At 70.7% G+C, this 16345-nt stretch carries 14 protein-coding genes; 8 read left to right on the forward strand and 6 right to left on the reverse strand.

Annotated features, from left to right (window positions below; genetic code table 11):
* Positions 1–43: 43 nt before the first annotated feature.
* The gene (locus tag ABZ906_RS32405) at positions 44–268 is read right to left on the reverse strand and encodes a hypothetical protein (protein WP_361388974.1); all 225 of its coding nucleotides are present in this window, start codon (positions 266–268) and stop codon (positions 44–46) included.
* 157 nt (positions 269–425) lie between these two features.
* Positions 426–695, reverse strand: a complete 270-nt coding sequence (locus tag ABZ906_RS32410) for a hypothetical protein (RefSeq protein ID WP_361388977.1) — start codon at positions 693–695, stop codon at positions 426–428.
* A gap of 142 nt (positions 696–837) precedes the next feature.
* On the opposite strand from ABZ906_RS32410, the gene ABZ906_RS32415 reads away from it, so the two are divergent.
* The 6 genes from ABZ906_RS32415 to ABZ906_RS32440 all read left to right on the forward strand — a co-directional run bounded on the left by ABZ906_RS32415 (position 838) and on the right by ABZ906_RS32440 (position 8231).
* The gene (locus ABZ906_RS32415) at positions 838–2085 is read left to right on the forward strand and encodes a helix-turn-helix transcriptional regulator (protein WP_361388980.1); all 1248 of its coding nucleotides are present in this window, start codon (positions 838–840) and stop codon (positions 2083–2085) included.
* A 174-nt stretch (positions 2086–2259) separates the two neighbouring features.
* On the forward strand, positions 2260–3255 hold the full coding sequence (locus tag ABZ906_RS32420; RefSeq protein ID WP_361388983.1) for a LacI family DNA-binding transcriptional regulator: 996 nt from the start codon (positions 2260–2262) through the stop codon (positions 3253–3255).
* Between the two features lie 124 nt (positions 3256–3379).
* Entirely contained in the window at positions 3380–3835 is a 456-nt protein-coding gene (locus tag ABZ906_RS32425) for an RpiB/LacA/LacB family sugar-phosphate isomerase (RefSeq protein ID WP_361388986.1), read from the forward strand.
* Positions 3836–3962: 127 nt separating this feature from the next.
* Entirely contained in the window at positions 3963–5348 is a 1386-nt protein-coding gene (locus tag ABZ906_RS32430; RefSeq protein ID WP_361388989.1) for an MFS transporter, read from the forward strand.
* A 154-nt stretch (positions 5349–5502) separates the two neighbouring features.
* Positions 5503–6474, forward strand: coding sequence for an NAD(P)-dependent alcohol dehydrogenase (locus ABZ906_RS32435; protein ID WP_361388992.1), 972 nt, complete (start codon positions 5503–5505; stop codon positions 6472–6474).
* 512 nt (positions 6475–6986) lie between these two features.
* Complete coding sequence (locus tag ABZ906_RS32440) at positions 6987–8231, forward strand: MFS transporter (RefSeq protein WP_361388995.1); 1245 nt, start codon at positions 6987–6989, stop codon at positions 8229–8231.
* Here the strand turns inward: ABZ906_RS32440 and ABZ906_RS32445 are convergent.
* The 3 genes from ABZ906_RS32445 to ABZ906_RS32455 all read right to left on the reverse strand — a co-directional run bounded on the left by ABZ906_RS32445 (position 8166) and on the right by ABZ906_RS32455 (position 12037).
* Positions 8166–9398 (reverse strand): lytic transglycosylase domain-containing protein, encoded by a 1233-nt coding sequence (locus ABZ906_RS32445; protein WP_361388998.1) that lies wholly within the window; start codon positions 9396–9398, stop codon positions 8166–8168. The two genes, ABZ906_RS32440 and ABZ906_RS32445, sit on opposite strands and share 66 nt — an antisense overlap.
* Before the next feature lie 25 nt (positions 9399–9423).
* A complete protein-coding gene (locus ABZ906_RS32450) occupies positions 9424–10710 on the reverse strand; it encodes a lipase family protein (RefSeq protein ID WP_361389001.1) in 1287 nt (428 codons plus the stop codon).
* Between the two features lie 94 nt (positions 10711–10804).
* Positions 10805–12037 carry a glycosyltransferase gene (locus ABZ906_RS32455; protein WP_361389004.1) on the reverse strand — a complete coding sequence of 411 codons (1233 nt, stop codon included), beginning with the start codon at positions 12035–12037 and terminating at the stop codon, positions 10805–10807.
* A 654-nt stretch (positions 12038–12691) separates the two neighbouring features.
* Here ABZ906_RS32455 and ABZ906_RS32460 point away from each other — a divergent pair.
* Both ABZ906_RS32460 and ABZ906_RS32465 read left to right on the forward strand, forming a co-directional pair.
* Complete coding sequence (locus ABZ906_RS32460) at positions 12692–13831, forward strand: DUF6801 domain-containing protein (RefSeq protein ID WP_361389007.1); 1140 nt, start codon at positions 12692–12694, stop codon at positions 13829–13831.
* Positions 13832–13939: 108 nt separating this feature from the next.
* Positions 13940–14944 (forward strand): DUF916 domain-containing protein, encoded by a 1005-nt coding sequence (locus ABZ906_RS32465; RefSeq protein ID WP_361389010.1) that lies wholly within the window; start codon positions 13940–13942, stop codon positions 14942–14944.
* Between the two features lie 96 nt (positions 14945–15040).
* Here the strand turns inward: ABZ906_RS32465 and ABZ906_RS32470 are convergent, their stop codons facing one another.
* Positions 15041–16054: a DUF6801 domain-containing protein gene (locus ABZ906_RS32470; RefSeq protein ID WP_361389013.1), complete on the reverse strand. Its 1014-nt coding sequence runs from the start codon at positions 16052–16054 to the stop codon at positions 15041–15043.
* Positions 16055–16345: the final 291 nt, after the last annotated feature.

The following is a 16345-nucleotide window of genomic DNA, read 5'->3' on the forward strand; positions in this document are numbered from 1 at the left end:
GGCGGTGGCGAGACCCTACAAGGCCGACTCACCGTCGCCCCGTTCAGGGAGCGGTGTCTTCCTCGTACAGCACCCGTCCGAGGGAGCCCTCGGGATGCAGCGACAGCGGCACGACCTTGAGATCAAGACGGCACGGCAGGCACAGGTAAATGACACGCCCGCCGCAGGAGATCGTGGACTCAAGGCCGACGGCGATCGGCTCAGCCGTGTCCTCGCGGCACTCCCGGCACGTTTTGATCACCGCGGACACACCGGCGCGCACGCCCACAACTCCGCGGTGATCTCCCTGCCGAGGTGATCCCGGTACGTGACGCAGCCGAGCAACCGATCACGGAACAGGCGCCGCCCGCACAACGCGCAGGCCTGTTCGGTCAATTGAAGGTTGCTGAGTGTCTTCGCATCGGGCAAGGCCTCGGGCTGCGCGCTCACGGCGTCCGCTCCGGGGCCACGTGGCTCACCTCGTACACGCCCGCACGAAGGATCTCGTCTCCCTCTGCCTGACGGACGCGTTCGGGATCGGCGTCCCACTCACGCCCCCCGCCGGGCGGGCGGAGCTGAAGATACGGCCCTTCATGCCCCATCACACGCCCAAGCCGCTGCCGCCGCAGGTCGATGACCAAGACGCCGACGGGGTGCTTTTCGATCACCTCGGGGGGCGTTTCCCCGGTAGCCCGCTGCTCACTGTCGCTCGACATGTTCGCCTGCTTCCATCAGGTGCCCCACGCCCTCGCGACGACTCGCGAGGGATTGCAGAGGTCGTACGTCCTCAGGCTCTCTTGGGTGGGAATCTCCGCCTAGCGGCCATCTGTAGACCCGGATGTGGGCCAAGCTGGATACATGACGGGCGAGGCTGTGGGCCAGACAATCCGGCGACTGCGCAAGGCCAAGCGCTGGAGTCAAGAAGATCTTGCCCGCGAGGTCTGCCGCGCGGCCGGTGTGCACGCGGGGACGCTCACACGGCAAGAGATCTATAGGTACGAGACGGGGCGCCGAACCCCCCGTACCTGGCTTCCCTTCATCGCGGCTGCACTCGGCGTGCCGGTCGATGCTCTGGAGCAAGCGGCCGGCCTCCCGACCAGTACCGATACGGGTGGGTCGTCGCTGACACCTCCGTACGACGGACCGGGCACAGACGACGACCTGGAAGCCCTGGAACTGGCACGCCGGGTCGAATCCTCCGACGTCGGCGCGGAGACACTGGACCGCCTCGAAGCGGCTTTCGACAGCCTGGCTGTGGCCTATCAGACAGCCGCGCCGTCCGCGCTCCTCCGGGAGGTACGGCGTCACTCCGATTACGTCACAAGGCTTCTTGACCAGCGCAAGACGCTTGCCGAGCATCGTCGGCTTCTCGTGATCGGGGGGTGGCTGTCGCTGCTCGCTGCGACCCTTCATGTTGATCTCAAAGAGGGCAGCGCCGCAGCATCCCGCCTCCGGACGGCGGCACTGCTCGCTCAGCATGCCGAGCATCGCGAGATACACGCCTGGGTGCACGAGACACGGGCATGGGGAGCGCTCATCGCCGGTGACTTCGCACGAGCGGTCACGCTTTCCCAATCGGCCCGGGACATCGCGCCGCGCGGCAGTTCTGCCGAAATTCAGAGCCAGGCGCAGGAGGGAAGGGCCCACGCACGGCTCGGGGCCAAGCAGGAGGCATACGCCGCCATCGGGCGCGTACAGCGCCTCGCGTCGACCACGGTCATGCGGGCGCAGCGCGAGCATCACTACCAGTACGACATCGACAAGGTCACGTCGTACGAGGCAACTACGTTGGCATGGATCGGCGACCCCGCTGCCGAGGCGCCAGCCCGCGAGGTGATCGGGAACCTCTCACGCGGAGCCGACCCGACCGTGTGGCCGCGGCGCGCCGTCACAGCTCACCTTGACCTGGCACTGACGCTGCTGTCGCTCGGTCGCCTGGACGAGGCGACGGACGCGGCACAGAAGGCGATCGCGTCCAGGCGTCTCCCGCCCGCGAATTTCTGGCGTGCACTGGAAATCGTCCGGGTGGTGGAGGCACGCAAGCTCCCCGAAGCACTCGAACTCCGCGAAGCGTACGAGGATTTGCACCCCGGAGTAGATACCTGACCTTGCGGGGACTTGGGCGTAGAACGCAGGCCTCTCGCCCGGAGCACCCCAGTTGCCGCCCCAACCATGCTCGTGCCGTACCGCGTACCTCCAGGACCTTGCCCATTTCGCGATCAGTGTGGGATCTTAAAGGCGTTCGGTTCATGGAAACGTTTCCACGAGGGGGTGGGGCGGGTGGCCACGATCAAGGATGTCGCCGCACGTGCCGGGGTCGCGCTCGGTACCGCGTCCCGAGTGCTCAGCGGCAGCAGCCAGACCTCGGCCGACTCGCGGGCCCGCGTGCTCGCGGCCGCCGCGGAGCTGGGATACGTCGCCAACGGCCCCGCCCGCTCCCTGCGACGCGCCCGCACCGACGTGCTTGGGCTGCTCGTCTCGGACATCCGCAACCCGTTCTTCTCCGAACTGGCGCACGCCGCCGAACAGGAGGCGCGCCGCCACGGATACACCGTGCTCCTCGCCAACGCGAACGAGGACGCGGAACAGGCCGACGCCTACCTCCAGACCTTCGCCTCCCAGCGCATCGACGGCCTGCTGTTCTCGCCGCAGAGCAGCGTCTCGCCGCAGCTCGCGGCCACGCTCGCCTCCGGACTGCCGCTCGTGTTCCTCAACCGCAGCATCGAGGGCGTCGACGCCCCGCTGTACGGCACCGACAACGCGCAGGGCGTAGAGCATGTGCTCGCCTGGCTGCAGCGCCGCGGCCACCGCGACGTCGCCTTCATCGGCGGCCCGGACACGATCTCCACCGGCGCCGAGCGCCGCGCCGCGTACCTCGCCGGGCGCCGGGCGCACGGCATCAGCACCGACGACAAGCTGCTCGACGCCGGTGACTTCCTCGCGGGCGGGGCGGCCGAGGCCATGGGCCGCATCCTCGATCGCGGCGTCCCTTTCACGGCCGTGTTCGGGGCGAACGGTCCGACCACCATGGGAGCCGTACGCGCGCTGCACGAGCGGCTCGGCGCGGAGCAGGCCGCCCGTATCGACATCGTCTCCTTCGACGACCTCGACTGGTTCGAGTTCGCCTCGCCGCCCATCAGCGCGGTCCGCAACGTCGCCTCCTCGATCGGCCGGCTCGGCGTACAAGGCCTCGTCGAGCTCATCGCCGGCCGCCCCGCGCCGGGGCAACGCATCCCCACCACCTTCGCCGACCGCGCCCCGACGGACGCTCGATGAGCGCCCGCTTCGCGCTCGGCGCCACCGTCAGCGCCCGCTGCTCTCCCACCCCACCACCGAGCACTGCAACGTCCGGTCTCCACCCGGCGAATCCGCAGTGCGCCCTTCCCGAGAGGAACCACCGATGAAGGTCGCCCTCGGCGCAGATCACGCCGGATACGCGCTCAAGGACACCGTCCGCCAGGCCATCGAGGCACTCGGACATGAGGCGATCGACTGCGGCACCCACAGCAGCGAACCCGTCGACTTCCCGGACATCACCCGCACCACCTGCGAGGTCGTGCTCTCCGGCTCCGCCGATCGGGCCGTGCTCGTCTGCGGCACCGGCCAGGGCGCCATCATGGCCGCCAACAAACTGCCCGGCATCCGCTGCGGCCTCGCCCACGAGCCCTACTCCGCGCACCAGGCCGTCGAACACGACGACGCCAACGCGATCGCCATGGGCGCCTGGCTGGTCCCCCACGCGCTCGTGCCCGACATCGTCCGCGAGTTCCTCGGTGCCGTCTTCGACGACGACGAGGAGACCCGCCGCCGGGTCGCCAAACTGAACGCGCTCGACGCCCTGACCCCGGCCCCCTAAAACCGCTGACACCACCCGAACGCCCAGCCTACGCACGACGACGCCAGGCGCTCCCTCGCCATGCCTTGTCATGCCCAAAACAACTCGCGCACTCAAAGGATCCGGCGACCCTTCAAGGAGAACCCTCATGTCCACCAGCGTCCCCGCCGGACGGCGGAGCGTGCTCGGCTCCAAGGACCGCGTCAAGACCGCGGTCGCCGCGGCCTTCGGCACGAGCGTCGAGAACTACGACTTCATCGCGTACGGCACCGCCTCCGCCCTCTACTTCGGAGCGGTCTTCTTCCCCGAGAGCGACCGGTTCGTCGGCACGCTGCTCTCCTTCGCCACCCTCGCGGTCGGCTTCGTCATGCGCCCGCTCGGCGGCGCCATCGGCGGCTACTTCGCCGACAAACTCGGCCGCAAGCCCGTCCTCGTCGCAGCCATGACCATCATGGGCGCCGCCACCTTCCTCATCGGCGTGCTGCCGACGTACGAACAGGTGGGTGTGCTCGCACCGATCCTGCTCGTCCTCATCCGCATGATCCAGGGCCTCGCGTTCGGCGCCGAGTGGGGCGGGGCGATCACCATGGCGTACGAGCACGCGCCATGGCACCGCCGCGGCATGTTCGCCGCGATCCCCCAGGCCGGCAACCCGCTGGGGATTGCCCTGGCCAGCGGTGTGTTCGCGTGGAGCGACACCCTCGACGGCAGCTGGCAGTGGCGGACGCCCTTCCTGCTCAGCGCCGTCATGGTGATCGCCGCGCTGATCGTGCGCTCCCGGCTCTCCGAATCCCCCGAGTTCGAGGAGGCGCAGGCCAGCGGCAAGACCGAAAAGAACCCGCTCCGCGCCACCCTGGCCGACGACTGGCGAGGCATCCTGCGCGTCATCGCCCTGCGCGTCGTCGAATCCTTCGCCTACTACTCCACCGCCACCTACCTGCTCAGCTACATCACCGAACGCCACCCTGACCTCAGGCCCGTCGCCCTGGGCGCGATCACTGTCGCCAGCATCCTCGCCATCGCCGTCACCTTCCTCGCCGGCGCGCTCACCGACCGCATCGGACGCCGCCCCATCTACATAGCGGCCTGTACGGCGGCGATCCTCTTCGCCTTCCCCATGTACCTGCTCACCAACTCCGCCCAACCCGCCCTGGTGATCTCGGTGTTCATCATCGGCATCGGCCTCATCCACGCTTCACTCACCGGAACCCAGGGTTCGCTGCTCACCGAGCAGTTCCGCACCGCCACCCGTACGTCGGGAGCCTCACTCGGCTATCAAGTCGCCGCGGCCCTCGGCGGCTTCGCCCCGCTGCTCGCCGCCGCCCTGGTGGGTTCCTTCGGCTGGCCGGGCGCCGCGCTGCTCTACCTCGGTGCGGCCGTGATCGGCCTCGGCGGCATCCTCGCGACGAAGGAGACCTGGGGCCGCCGGGAGCGGGAGCGCGTACTCGGCCTCGTGGCGGAGGAATCCCGTACGCAGACGGCTTCAGGGACCGCGGCGAGCGACGCACCGCCGCTCTCGTCCAAGTCCCGCTGAACGCTGCTCCGCGTGCCGGGAGGGCCAGTTGTTACCCCTGACACTGGCCACCCCGCCCCGTCCGTGAACAACTCGCCCCCCGGTCTGGCCAACGGCACGCTCGGCCAGGACCATCCAGAAGAGCCCTGTCGCAATGGCGGTCGAGGAGGGTCCGATGCAGGCCATCGTCCAGGACGCTTTCGGATCCGCGGAGTTGCTGCGCCTGCGGGACATCGACCGCCCCACCCCCGGCGAGGGCGAGGTGCTCGTACGTGTCCACGCGGCGGGCGTCGACCCGAGTGTCTGGCACCTCATGACGGGGCGGCCGTACATCGCCCGCCTCAGCCCTCAGATCGGTCTCCGGCGGCCCCGCCATCGCGTCCGCGGCTGGGATGCCGCCGGGACCGTCGAGGCGGTCGGCGCGAAGGTGGGCGGGGTGAGGCCGGGCGACGAGGTCTTCGGTGAGTGCGACGGATCGTTCGCCGAATACGCGTGCGGCAAGGGCAACCGGCTCGCCCCCAAACCCACTTCCCTGTCCTTCGAGGAAGCCGCCGTGCTTCCCGTCTCCGGCATCACCGCACTCCAGGCCCTCGCGGTGGCACAGCCGGGCCCCGGCCAGAGGGTCCTGGTCATCGGGGCGTCCGGTGGCGTCGGAACGTACGCCGTGCAGCTCGCCGTCCACTACGGCGCCAGGGTCACCGGCGTCTGCGGCCCCGACGCGGGCGACCTGCTCCGCAACCTCGGCGCCGCCGATGTCATCGACTACACCCACGAGGAGATCACCGCCCGGCCCGTCCGCTACGTCTTCATCCTGGACGCCGCCGGCAACCGCCCCCTGTCCCTCCTGCGCCGCGTCCTCACCGCACGCGGCACGGTCGCTTTCGTCGGCGGCGAGAACGGAGGCCCCGTCCTCGGCGGCATGGACCGCTGGGCACGCGGCCTGGTGCTGTCCGCCGTCGTGAGCCAGACCTTCCGCCCGGTGTTCGCAACCGTCCGCCGCCAGAACCTGCTGACCCTCAAGAACCTCGCCGAGACAAAGGCAATCACCCCGATCATCGACCGCACCTACTCCTTAGCCGACGCCCCGGCCGCCGTACGCCACCTGGAAAAGGGACACCCACGGGGCAAGCTCGTCATCACGGTGTGAGCGCGGGGGCCATCAGTGCGGCCACGTGGGCCTAGTGCAGGTAGCCCGCCTCACCGATGCAACCACCAAGTGCCCGCGATTCCCGTCCCGGTGGTCAACAGGCCCATCAGCCATGCCGGTACGCGCTGCACGGTGATGCGTAACCCACCACTACGGATATCCAGCGCGGGCCTGCTCGGGGTGCTGTGCTTGCACATGGCGTACCGGCCTTCCGCCGAAGAAGTCCTACATGGTTCGGAACCCGTGAAGGGGCCTGGTCCCGCGAATCCAGGCTAGATGGACTTCTCGAAATGCCACAATACGGACACCTCAAGCGTACCGACGCGACAGGCATATTGAGTTGAGGCACCCCAACCCCCTTGATACAAACGGGGGCTGGCCGCCGCGAGGTCAGGTGGATGAGGGTGGTGCGTGGTGTGGTTCGGGCAGGCGCAGGCGCAGACGCAGACGCAGACGCAGACGCAGACGCAGGGGATGGTGTGGGGCGGCAGGGTGGGGTGAGGCGGTGGCCGTTGCTCGCCGCTGTGGCGGTCGACTCGTTGGGGACGGGGTTGTACCTCCCGCTGTCGATGTTGTACTTCCTGCGGGTCACCGACCTGGATCTGGCCGCGATCGGCGTGCTCCTCAGTGTGGCTACCGCGCTGACCCTGCCGGTGCCCTTGCTCGTCGGGCGGCTTGTGGACCGGGTCGGGCCGCGGCTCGTGGTCGCCGGGGGGCAAGCCGTGCAAGGGGTCGGTTTCCTGCTCTACTTGACCGTCTCCGGGGTGGCTTCGCTTGTCACCGCCGCGCTGGTTGCTTCGGTCGGCCTGCGGGTCTATTGGTCATCGGTCTTCACGCTCGTCGCCGACCAGGCCGATGCCGACCATGCCGGCGCCATGGACCACTGGTTCGCCCGGACCGGGATGATCCGGGAGGCGGGCGCCGGTGGCGGGGCGCTGCTCGCGGGCGCGGTGCTCGCCGCCGACTCCGCGCGCGTGTACGACGGGCTGATCCTCGCCAGCGCGCTGGCCTTCCTCGCCGCCGCTCTGGTGGTCGTCTTCGCGGTGCCCTCCGTCCCGCACGCCCCGCCGCCCGCCGAAGGCCGGTCCGGCTACCGGGCGCTGCTGCGGGACAGGCCCTACCTCGCGCTCATCGGGACCTGCACGATCTTCGCCCTGTGCAGCATGTTTCTGGCCCTGTCGTTGCCTGTTTATGTCGTCCAGGGCCTGTCGGGGCCCAGTTGGGCTCCGGGTCCGCTTCTGGCCCTGAACACCCTGCTGTTGGCCACCTGCACGGGCGCCCTCACCCGCTTCGTGCGGCGCCGCTGCACCCGCGCCCGGGCCATGGCCTGGGCCGGCGGCCTGTGGACCCTGTGGTGTGCCGCTTCCGCGGCGGCCGCCCTGCTGCCGTCCCCGGCGCTGGTGCCGTTCCTGGTGCTCGTGGTGGTGTGCTACTCCCTCGCGGAGATGACCTACGGCCCCGCGTCCAACGCACTGGCCGCGGCGGCCGCGCCTTCCGGTTCGCGGGGTTCCTACCTGGCGGCGTTCCAGTACTCCTTCGCCGTCGCCGGCATCCTCGCCCCAGCCCTGTTCGGCCTGCTCTTCAGCCAGGGCCGCCTGCTGCCCTGGCTCGCAGTAGGTCTGCTCTCCGCACTGGGCGCGGTGCTGATGCTGCGCCTGGAGCGACGGCTGCCGGCGGAACAGCGCGCACCGCTACCGGTCGCAGGGGTCGGGGGGCGCCGAGTCGGTCGGCGAGGGCGAGGGCGATCCCGTCGGTGAGGGGGACGGTGAAGGCGAGGAGGGGTCCGAAGGCGTCGGAGTGTCGGAGGGCGACAGGTCGTCCGTCGGGGACGGGGTGTCGGAGGGCGTCGGGGTCGGGCACTCCGGGGTGGTGGGGTCCGGGTCGTTGGGGTCGGGAGTGGTGGGCCTTGGGCGCGGGCCGGGACTTGTCGGGCGTGGGCCCGGGCGGGTCGGGTCCGGGGAGGCCGAGTCGCCGGGGCGGGGGTTCGCCGGGGCGGACGGCTGGGGGCCGATGACCAGGCCGCCGCCGTCCCGACCGTCCCCGCCGTTCGGGCGGGTCGCCTGGGTCTTGCCGCCGGGGCCGGGGCTGGCGGGCAGCGGGCCCCGGCCGTCGGGGACCTCGTGGGCGCCGCGGCGGTAGAAGTCCAGCCAGGCCAGGACCGTGCGCAGATAGGCGGACGAGTGGTTGTAGCTGAGGATCGCCCGGTCCAGGTCCGCCGTGACGGTGAGGTCGCGGTTGCCCGCGCAGAGGTAGCGGCCGGCCGCGAGCGCGGCGTCATGGATGTTGTTGGGGTCGGCGCGGCCGTCCTCATTGCCGTCGGCTCCCCAGCGGGCCCAGGTGGAGGGGATGAACTGCATGGGGCCCACCGCCCGGTCGTAGGTCGCGTCGCCGTCGTACTTCCCGCCGTCCGTGTCGGAGATCTGGGCGAATCCGCTGCCGTTGAGGACGGGGCCGAGGATGGGCTTGAGTGTCGTGCCGTCCGCGTCGACCCGGCCGCCGCGGGCCTGCCCGGATTCCACCTTTCCGATGGCCGCCAGGAGTTGCCAGGGCAGGCGGCAGCCGGGGTCCGTGTCGGCCAGGGCGTCCTCGGCGCGCCGGTAGGCGGTCAGGACCGTCGCCGGGATGCCGGACTGGGTCCGCACCTCGGGGGTCTCCTCGTCCTTGGCTCCGGGTGTGCCCTTGCTGCCGCGCAGCGGCGGGAGTTCGGTGTGGTACGCGTCGGCCGACGGGCCCGCAGGCGGGACCCACCCGCCGTCCCCGCTGCCGCTGTCCGGGGCCGCGCCGCGCCGGGGTGCGGCTTGTGGGCCGCCGGGCGCGCCCGATGCGGTGAGCCCGGCCACCGCCACGGCCGCGACGACGGTGCCCGCCATGCCCCGGCGGATGCGGGCGCTGCCTTTCTTGCGGTGCTTGTTGTTCGATGCCATGACTCACCTCTCGGGATGGCGGCGCTCAGCAGTTGGGGGTGGCGGGCCGGTCCGCGAAGCGGTCGGCGAGATACGTCATGGCCTCGGCGTTCGCCGCCTGGATCGGCCAGAGGTGGTCGGCGACCGGTGGGTGACTCGTGGTGTCGTACGTCTTCCAGGTCAGCGGCACGCCCTGGGCGCAGTACTGCTTGTGCAGGGCGTCGGCCTGGTTCGGTTCGACGAGGGCGTCCTGCGTCGCGTGGTACTGGAGCACCGGGACCTTGATCTTGGGGCTGCTGCCGAGGGTGTTCTCCGTGTAGCGGGCGACCCAGGGTGCATCGACGAGCGGGCTGCGGGTGACGTACGCGGACAGGGATTTGTTGCCGTACTTGTTGATCATCTCGAGGGCGCAGCCGCCCGCTTCGAGGTCGGCGGTCATCGCGCGGCCCGCGTCGTTGAGCACGTCGCCGAACTTGAGCTCGGGGTAGGCGTTGTCGAGGCCGATCAGGGCGTAGAAGAGGAAGCCGGAGCCGGGGCGGCCGTTGAGCGGCAGGGCCACCTCCATCAGGTTGGCGGGGACGCCGCCCGCGACGATGCCCTTGAGCTTGAGTTCGGGCGCGTAGTCGGGCTGGAACTCGCCCGCCCACAGTGCGGCGCCGCCGCCCTGCGAGTAGCCGCGGAAAGCGACCGGCGCGTCGGCGGAGAGCCCGGCGGCGGGCAGCCGCTGGGCGGCGCGGACCGCGTCGATGAGGGCGGGGCCGAGCGACTTGCCGACCATGTACGTCGTCTTCGGTCCCGGCCGGTAGCCCTCGTAGTCGGGGACGACAACCGCGTAACCCGCCCTGAGCATGGCGTTGATGACCCACTGCTCGTACAGGGCGCCCTTGGCGATCATCCGGGACGGGGTGCAGCGGAACGCCGGGCCCTGGGTGCCCGGCCCCCAGCCGACGATGGGCCGCGAGGCGGGGGTGCCGCCCTTGGGCACCATGACGGTGGCCGTCACCGCGTGGGGTCTGCCCAGTGCGTCCGTGGACCGGTACATCACCTGCCAGGTGTCGGCCAGGGCGCGTGGCGTCGGGGTGCCGGGCTCGACCTTGCGGGAGCGGATGATGTCGCCGGGCTTGCCGTCGGGCAGGGAGGACGGCGGTACGTAGAAGTCGTCGGGCGGTAGCTGTGCGGCGGCGCCCGCGCTCGTGCCCGCGCCAGCGCCCGTGCTCGCGGCGGCCGGGCGGGGTTCGCTGCCCGCCGTGCCCGGAAAGAGCGTGCAGGCCGCGAGGATCAGGGCGAGGACGGCGGCGAGCCGTCCTGCCCGGCGGGATATCCGTGTCGGCATGTCAGTTCCCCCGGGGCAGGTGGCGTGTGATGGCTGGAGGGACCGGCGCGTCCGCGCGGCCGTTGGCTGCGGCTCGGGCGGGGCGTGCGCTCGGCTAGATCTGCAGGTTCTGCCGAGGGTTCTCCTGCTCTGCGATGGCGAGCTCTTCGAGGTGTGCGGCCGCGGTGGGGGCTCCGCCCGCGTCGCGGAATGAGTGGCTGACGCGGCGGGCGGCCGCGGTGAAGTGGGGCTGGCCGAGTACGGCGTCCAGGGCGGATCCGACGGCCTTGGCGTCGGTCCGCCCGAATCGCACCCGTACGCCCGCGCCCACGGCGGTGACCTGGGCGGCGACCAGGGGCTGGTCGTCGCGGACCGGGGCCACCACCAGGGGGACGCCGTGCCACAGGGCTTCGGTGACGGTGGTGTGCCCGCCGTGGCAGACGACGGCGTCCGTGCGGGACAGGAGGGCGAGTCGGGGCACGGCGGGGCAGATCAGGAGGTTGTCGTCGGCGCGTGATGGCCCGAGGACCCCGTCGGGGTCGACGACCACTGCCCGCAGCTCACGCGACCGAGCGCGTAGGCCGTCGACGCACTGGGCGAGGAAGTGGGCGCCCACCGTGGTGTCGGCGGTGTCGAGGGTGACCAGGACCAGCGCCCGGCCGTCGTCCCGGTCGACCCACCCCCAGGGGAAGTCGGCGGTGTCGGCGCGCGAGTCGGGCGTCTGGTCGAGCGCCGGGCCGACGAAACGCAACGGGCCGCCGTCCGGCGGCTGCGGGCCGGTGAGTTCGCTGGTGGAGAAGACCAGCGTGAGCCGCGGCGAGAACCGCGGGTCGTAACGGGCCGAGGGGTCGCCGAGGCGCAGCCGCAGCCCGTCGAGGAGGTCGGTGATCCACTGGTCGGCCTGGTCTGCCTGGTCGGACGCCGGGGTGCCGACGGGGCTGCCCGCGAGTTCCGCGGAGGTGGTCGATGAGGTCACGTAGGGGACGCCGAGCCGCTCGGCGACCAGTGCGCCCGCGACCGTCTGCTGGTCCACGACGAGCAGGTCGGGCCCGAACTCCAGGACGGCCGCGGTGACTCCGGGCGCCATGGCGTAGGCGAGCGGCGCGAAGAAGTCGTCCCACAGGAACTTCAGGGCCGCCGCGCCGCGCAGATCGCGGGGCCTGTCGTTGATGCCCGGCGCGCCCGCGCAAGGGAAGACGGGGGTGTCGGCGGCCACCAGGCCCTCCAGGACGGCGGGTTGCCCGGCCCAGGCCACCTCGTGCCCCCGGCCCGCGAGTTCGGCGGCGACGGCCGAGGCCGGGTTGACGTGGCCGGCCAGCGGCGGCACCACGAAGAGGAAACGGCTCATCGCGCACCCCCGCCGCACGGCTCGGCGAACCCCGCAATGCCCAGGGCCGGTTGGGCATTGCGGGTGTCGGTGAGCCCGGCGCGTCCGCGTTCGGCTGCGTCGGGGGCGAGGCGGGCCGCATTCGGTCTCCCGTACGCGCGGCCGGAAGGACTCGACCCGGGAACCTCGACCCGGATTGCCTCACTAGACAGCATCAGAACTCCGACCGCTCGGCGACACAAGCACGAGTAACAGCACAAGCACAGGCACTGCCAATTACGTTGAATTGACAATCGAGCCGAAAGCGGAAGCTAGTCGCGCCTCGAGAAGTCGGTCAAGAGACGTTTCACCGCGTACCGAAGATCTGTTGCGGGGTGAGTACGGAGCCGGGATCAGTTGTCACCCGCGCGCACCCTCCGGGAATTTGGCATCGACGTACGAGTCCGGATCGCTCGTTACTCACCCGGGTATGAAACAGCCCCCAAATCCAGGCACCTGAATTCTGCGGGTAATTGACATCTTGACCGCCCAACTACCCGTCAGTAGTTTACCGATCCGAAACAGGACCGTATCTGGCGAAGATAACGACATGTACGGCCATTCTTCCTTCATCCGTTCTGCCCGTTCACGCAGTACGAGAGGCAGCTCATGAGAGCTAATCGAAAGAGAACCGGGGTGCGTGGCGCCCTGGCAGCGGTCGCGACCGCAGGGCTGGTCACCGGCCTGATCACTGTCACCGGAGGTACCGCTTCCGCGGTTCCGCTGAAGCTGAACCAGAAGTACACCTGTAAGTTCCCGATCATCAACAACGATCCGATCGAAGTCGAGATAACCGCCGACATGCCCGCCACCATGAACGTGGGCGAGACGGTTCCCGAGTACGACATCAAGGCCGTCACCAAGGTCAGCGCACGGGCCGCACAGGGCCTCGGCGTCATGGGCGCGGTGACCCTGGAGGGCAAGGCCACCGCCGATGTGAACGTGACACTGCCCGGCAGCGGCAACCTTCCCATCAAGGTCGTCAACAACGTCGCCCAGACGAACATCCCCAACCCGGCGGCGGCGTTCACCGTCGACGCCACCGGCAAGTCGCCCGGCGGCCTGCTGACCTGGGCCGACCCCGGCACCGCCAAGTTCGATGTCACGGGCCTCAAGCTGCACAACATGATCGCCCGGGGCGCGGACGGCGCTCCGGTCCAGCTCCCGCCGTTCGGCGACGAGTTCGAGACGGCCTGCACGCTCGACGCGGGCCAGTCGACGCTCCTGCACACGATGGAGATCCAGGGCGGCAGCACCGACCCCGGGCCCGACCCGGACCCCGGACCTGACCCGGACCCGGGCCAGGAGCCCTCGACCGGCAAGCAGAACGTGAACACCAAGGTCACCCCCAAGCAGGGCGGGGGTCAGCTCACCATGGCCCAGGCGGGCGACACCGTCGCGCTGTCCCCGGTCGAGGAGGGTGCGGGTGGCAGCTCGACCGGCGATCTGCAGAAGGTGACGGTCAAGGACGCCCGTAACGGCGCCACCGGCTGGTCGCTCACCGGGAAGGTCACCGACTTCACCGGCGGCGCCGGCACCATCGGCGCGGACAAGCTCGGCTGGACGCCGTCCTGCGAGACGGCGGCCGGGTCGGCGAGCACCTGCGTGCCCGGCACCCAAGGGACGGTCGGTGCGGCGGGCGCCACGCTCGCCAGCGCGCCCGACGCGGCGCAGACCGGCGGCGAGTTCACGGTCGGCGCGGGCCTCGCGCTCGACGTACCGGCGACCGCGGCCGCCGGTGACTACGCGGCCGTGCTCACGCTGACGCTGACCTGATCCCGCGCTTCACCCGGTGGACCGGCCGTCGTGCGACGGCCGGTCCACCTCTTCGGCGTTGCTCCGCCTTCGCCTCTTCTCCTCGCATCTCACAGTTCTGGGGTCCGCATGCACCTCTTCCGTACGCAGCTCGCTCATCGCAGATACGCCGCCGTGTTCCTCACCGCCCTGGCCCTGGCGCTCGGCCTGCTCACCGCGGGCCCGCCACCGGACGCGTACGCCGCCGACAACGGCCGCTGGTCCGTCTTCCCCGCCGGCAAGAAGGCCGCCAAGGACGAGGCCCGCCGCGCGTACTTCCGGATGAAGGCGGATCCCGGCCGCACCGTGCGCGACAAGGTCACCGTCTCCAATCTCGCCAAGGAGCCGGTGACCTTTCTGCTCTACGCCGCCGACGCGTACAACACCCCGCGCGACGGCGGCTTCGCGGTGCGCGAGCCCACCGAGAAGCAGCGGTCCGTCGGGGTGTGGACGCGCCTGGGACGTTCCGAGGTGACGGTCCCGGCGGGCGGCAGGACCACCGTGCCCTTCACCGTCGCCATCCCGCGCACCGCATCGCCGGGCGACCACCCCGGCGCCGTCATCGCCCTGGACAAGCGCGTCGCCCGCGCCAAGGGCACCGGCGTCGGCATCCGGCAGGCGGTCGGGGCCCGGATCTATCTGCGGGTCAACGGCGAGCGCAAGCCGGGTCTGAGCGTCCAGGACGTGCGGTTCGACTACGAGGTTCCGCTGGTCCCCGGCCTCGGCAAGGACGCCACGGTCACCTACACGCTCGTCAACAACGGGAACGTGCAGCTGGAGCCGAGGGTCGACCTCAAGGCGAAGGGCCTGTTCGGCCGGACGTCCTTCGACAGCGCGGGCAACAAGCTGCCCGCCGAGCTGATGCCGGGCCAACGGGTTCGGATCACCCAGAAGTGGGCCGCGCCGCCTCCGCTGGACTGGGGCAGCGTCGAGCTCACCGCGAGCGACAAGGGCGGTGAGCTGGTGGAGAGCGGGAGCACCGCCTATCGCACGGTGAACTGGGGCGTCCTCGTGACGCTCGCCCTGGTGCTGCTCTTGCTGATCGCGGGGGTGGTGGTGCGGCGCCGCAGGGCACGCTCCGCCGCGCGGACCTGACCGGCGGTCGGCGGTACGGCGGTACGGCAAGACCGCGGGCCCGGAGCGCCGTCGCTGCTCCGGGCCCGCTCTTGGCACTGCCGTACGGCAGCGGTCTCAGACGGTCTGCTCGTCCCTCCTGATGCGCCGCGGCAGATAGTGGAAGGCCGCTATGCCGGCCGCGCTGAGACCTCCCGCCGCCGCCAGCATCAGGCCCACGCCGGACGTGCCGGTCGCCGCGAGCCCGGCCGAGCCTCCGCTCACCTGCGTGCCCAGCTGGGTGCCGGAGGATCCGGAGCCGCCGCTCGAACCCGACCCGCCCGACCCGCCCGAAGCGCCCGAGTCTCCGCCCGAGGAGCCCGGGATGGTGCCGGGGTCGGTCGGGTCCGCGGGGTCAGCGGGGTCCGTCGGCGGATCGGTGGGCGGGTCCGTGGGCGGATCGGTGGGAGGGTCGGTCGGCGGATCCGTGGGCGGATCCGTGGGCGGATCCGTGGGCGGATCCGTGGGGTCGGTGCCGCCGTCACCGGTGATCTTCATGGTGTGCAGGAGTGTCTTCTGACCTGCGTCGAGGGTGCACTCCGCCGTGAACTCATCGCCGTTCGGGGGGAGCTGGACGGGCTTGCCCGCCGTGTCCCTGGCGATCATGTTGTGCAGCTTCAGGCCCTTCACGTCGAAGGCCGCGTCGCCCGCCTGGCCCCAGGTGAGGAGCCCGCCGGGCGACTTGCCGGTCGCCGTCACCTCGAAGTCCGCGGCGGGATCGGGGATGTCGGCCTTGGCGACGGTGTTGGCGACCTTGATGGGCAGAGTGCCGTCGCCGCCGGGCTGGGTGACGACCACGTCGGCGGTCGCCTTGCCCTCCAGGCTGACCGCTCCGAGGACGCCGAGGCCCTGCGCGGCGCGCGCGCTGACCTTGGTGACGGCCTTGATGTCGTACTCGGGGACCGTCTCGCCCACCTTCATGGTGGTGGGCATGTCCGTGGTGATCTCAACTTCGATCGGGTCGTTGTTGATGATCGGGAACTTGCAGGTGTATTTCTGCGCGAGCGACACCGGCTCCGCCGACGCGACTCCACCACCGCCGGTCAGCGCGAGTACCACCCCGGCGACACCGGTCACGGCCGAACCCCGCATCAGCCTCGCCCTCACTTTTCCTGGTTGCTCTCCCCTGCGCTCTCCCATGCGATCTCCCATGTGTGGTCCCACTTCTGAGAATTGGCACAATCCAGAAATGACTACTGACAGGTAAGGCGGCCCGTCAACCCGATCGGCGCAGTTCGGCGCGGACAGGCGGCGCGGACCTCACAAATTGTCATCCGCGCACCATCACGTACTCACCGGAGCCACAAAACTTCCGGACCCTCAACTCCACTTCACTGACGGGCCGGAGCAGGCCTTGACCGCCCAACTACTCATCAGTAGTTT

The sequence above is a fragment of the Streptomyces sp. NPDC046925 genome, from assembly GCF_040644915.1.
GTDB lineage: Bacteria > Actinomycetota > Actinomycetes > Streptomycetales > Streptomycetaceae > Streptomyces.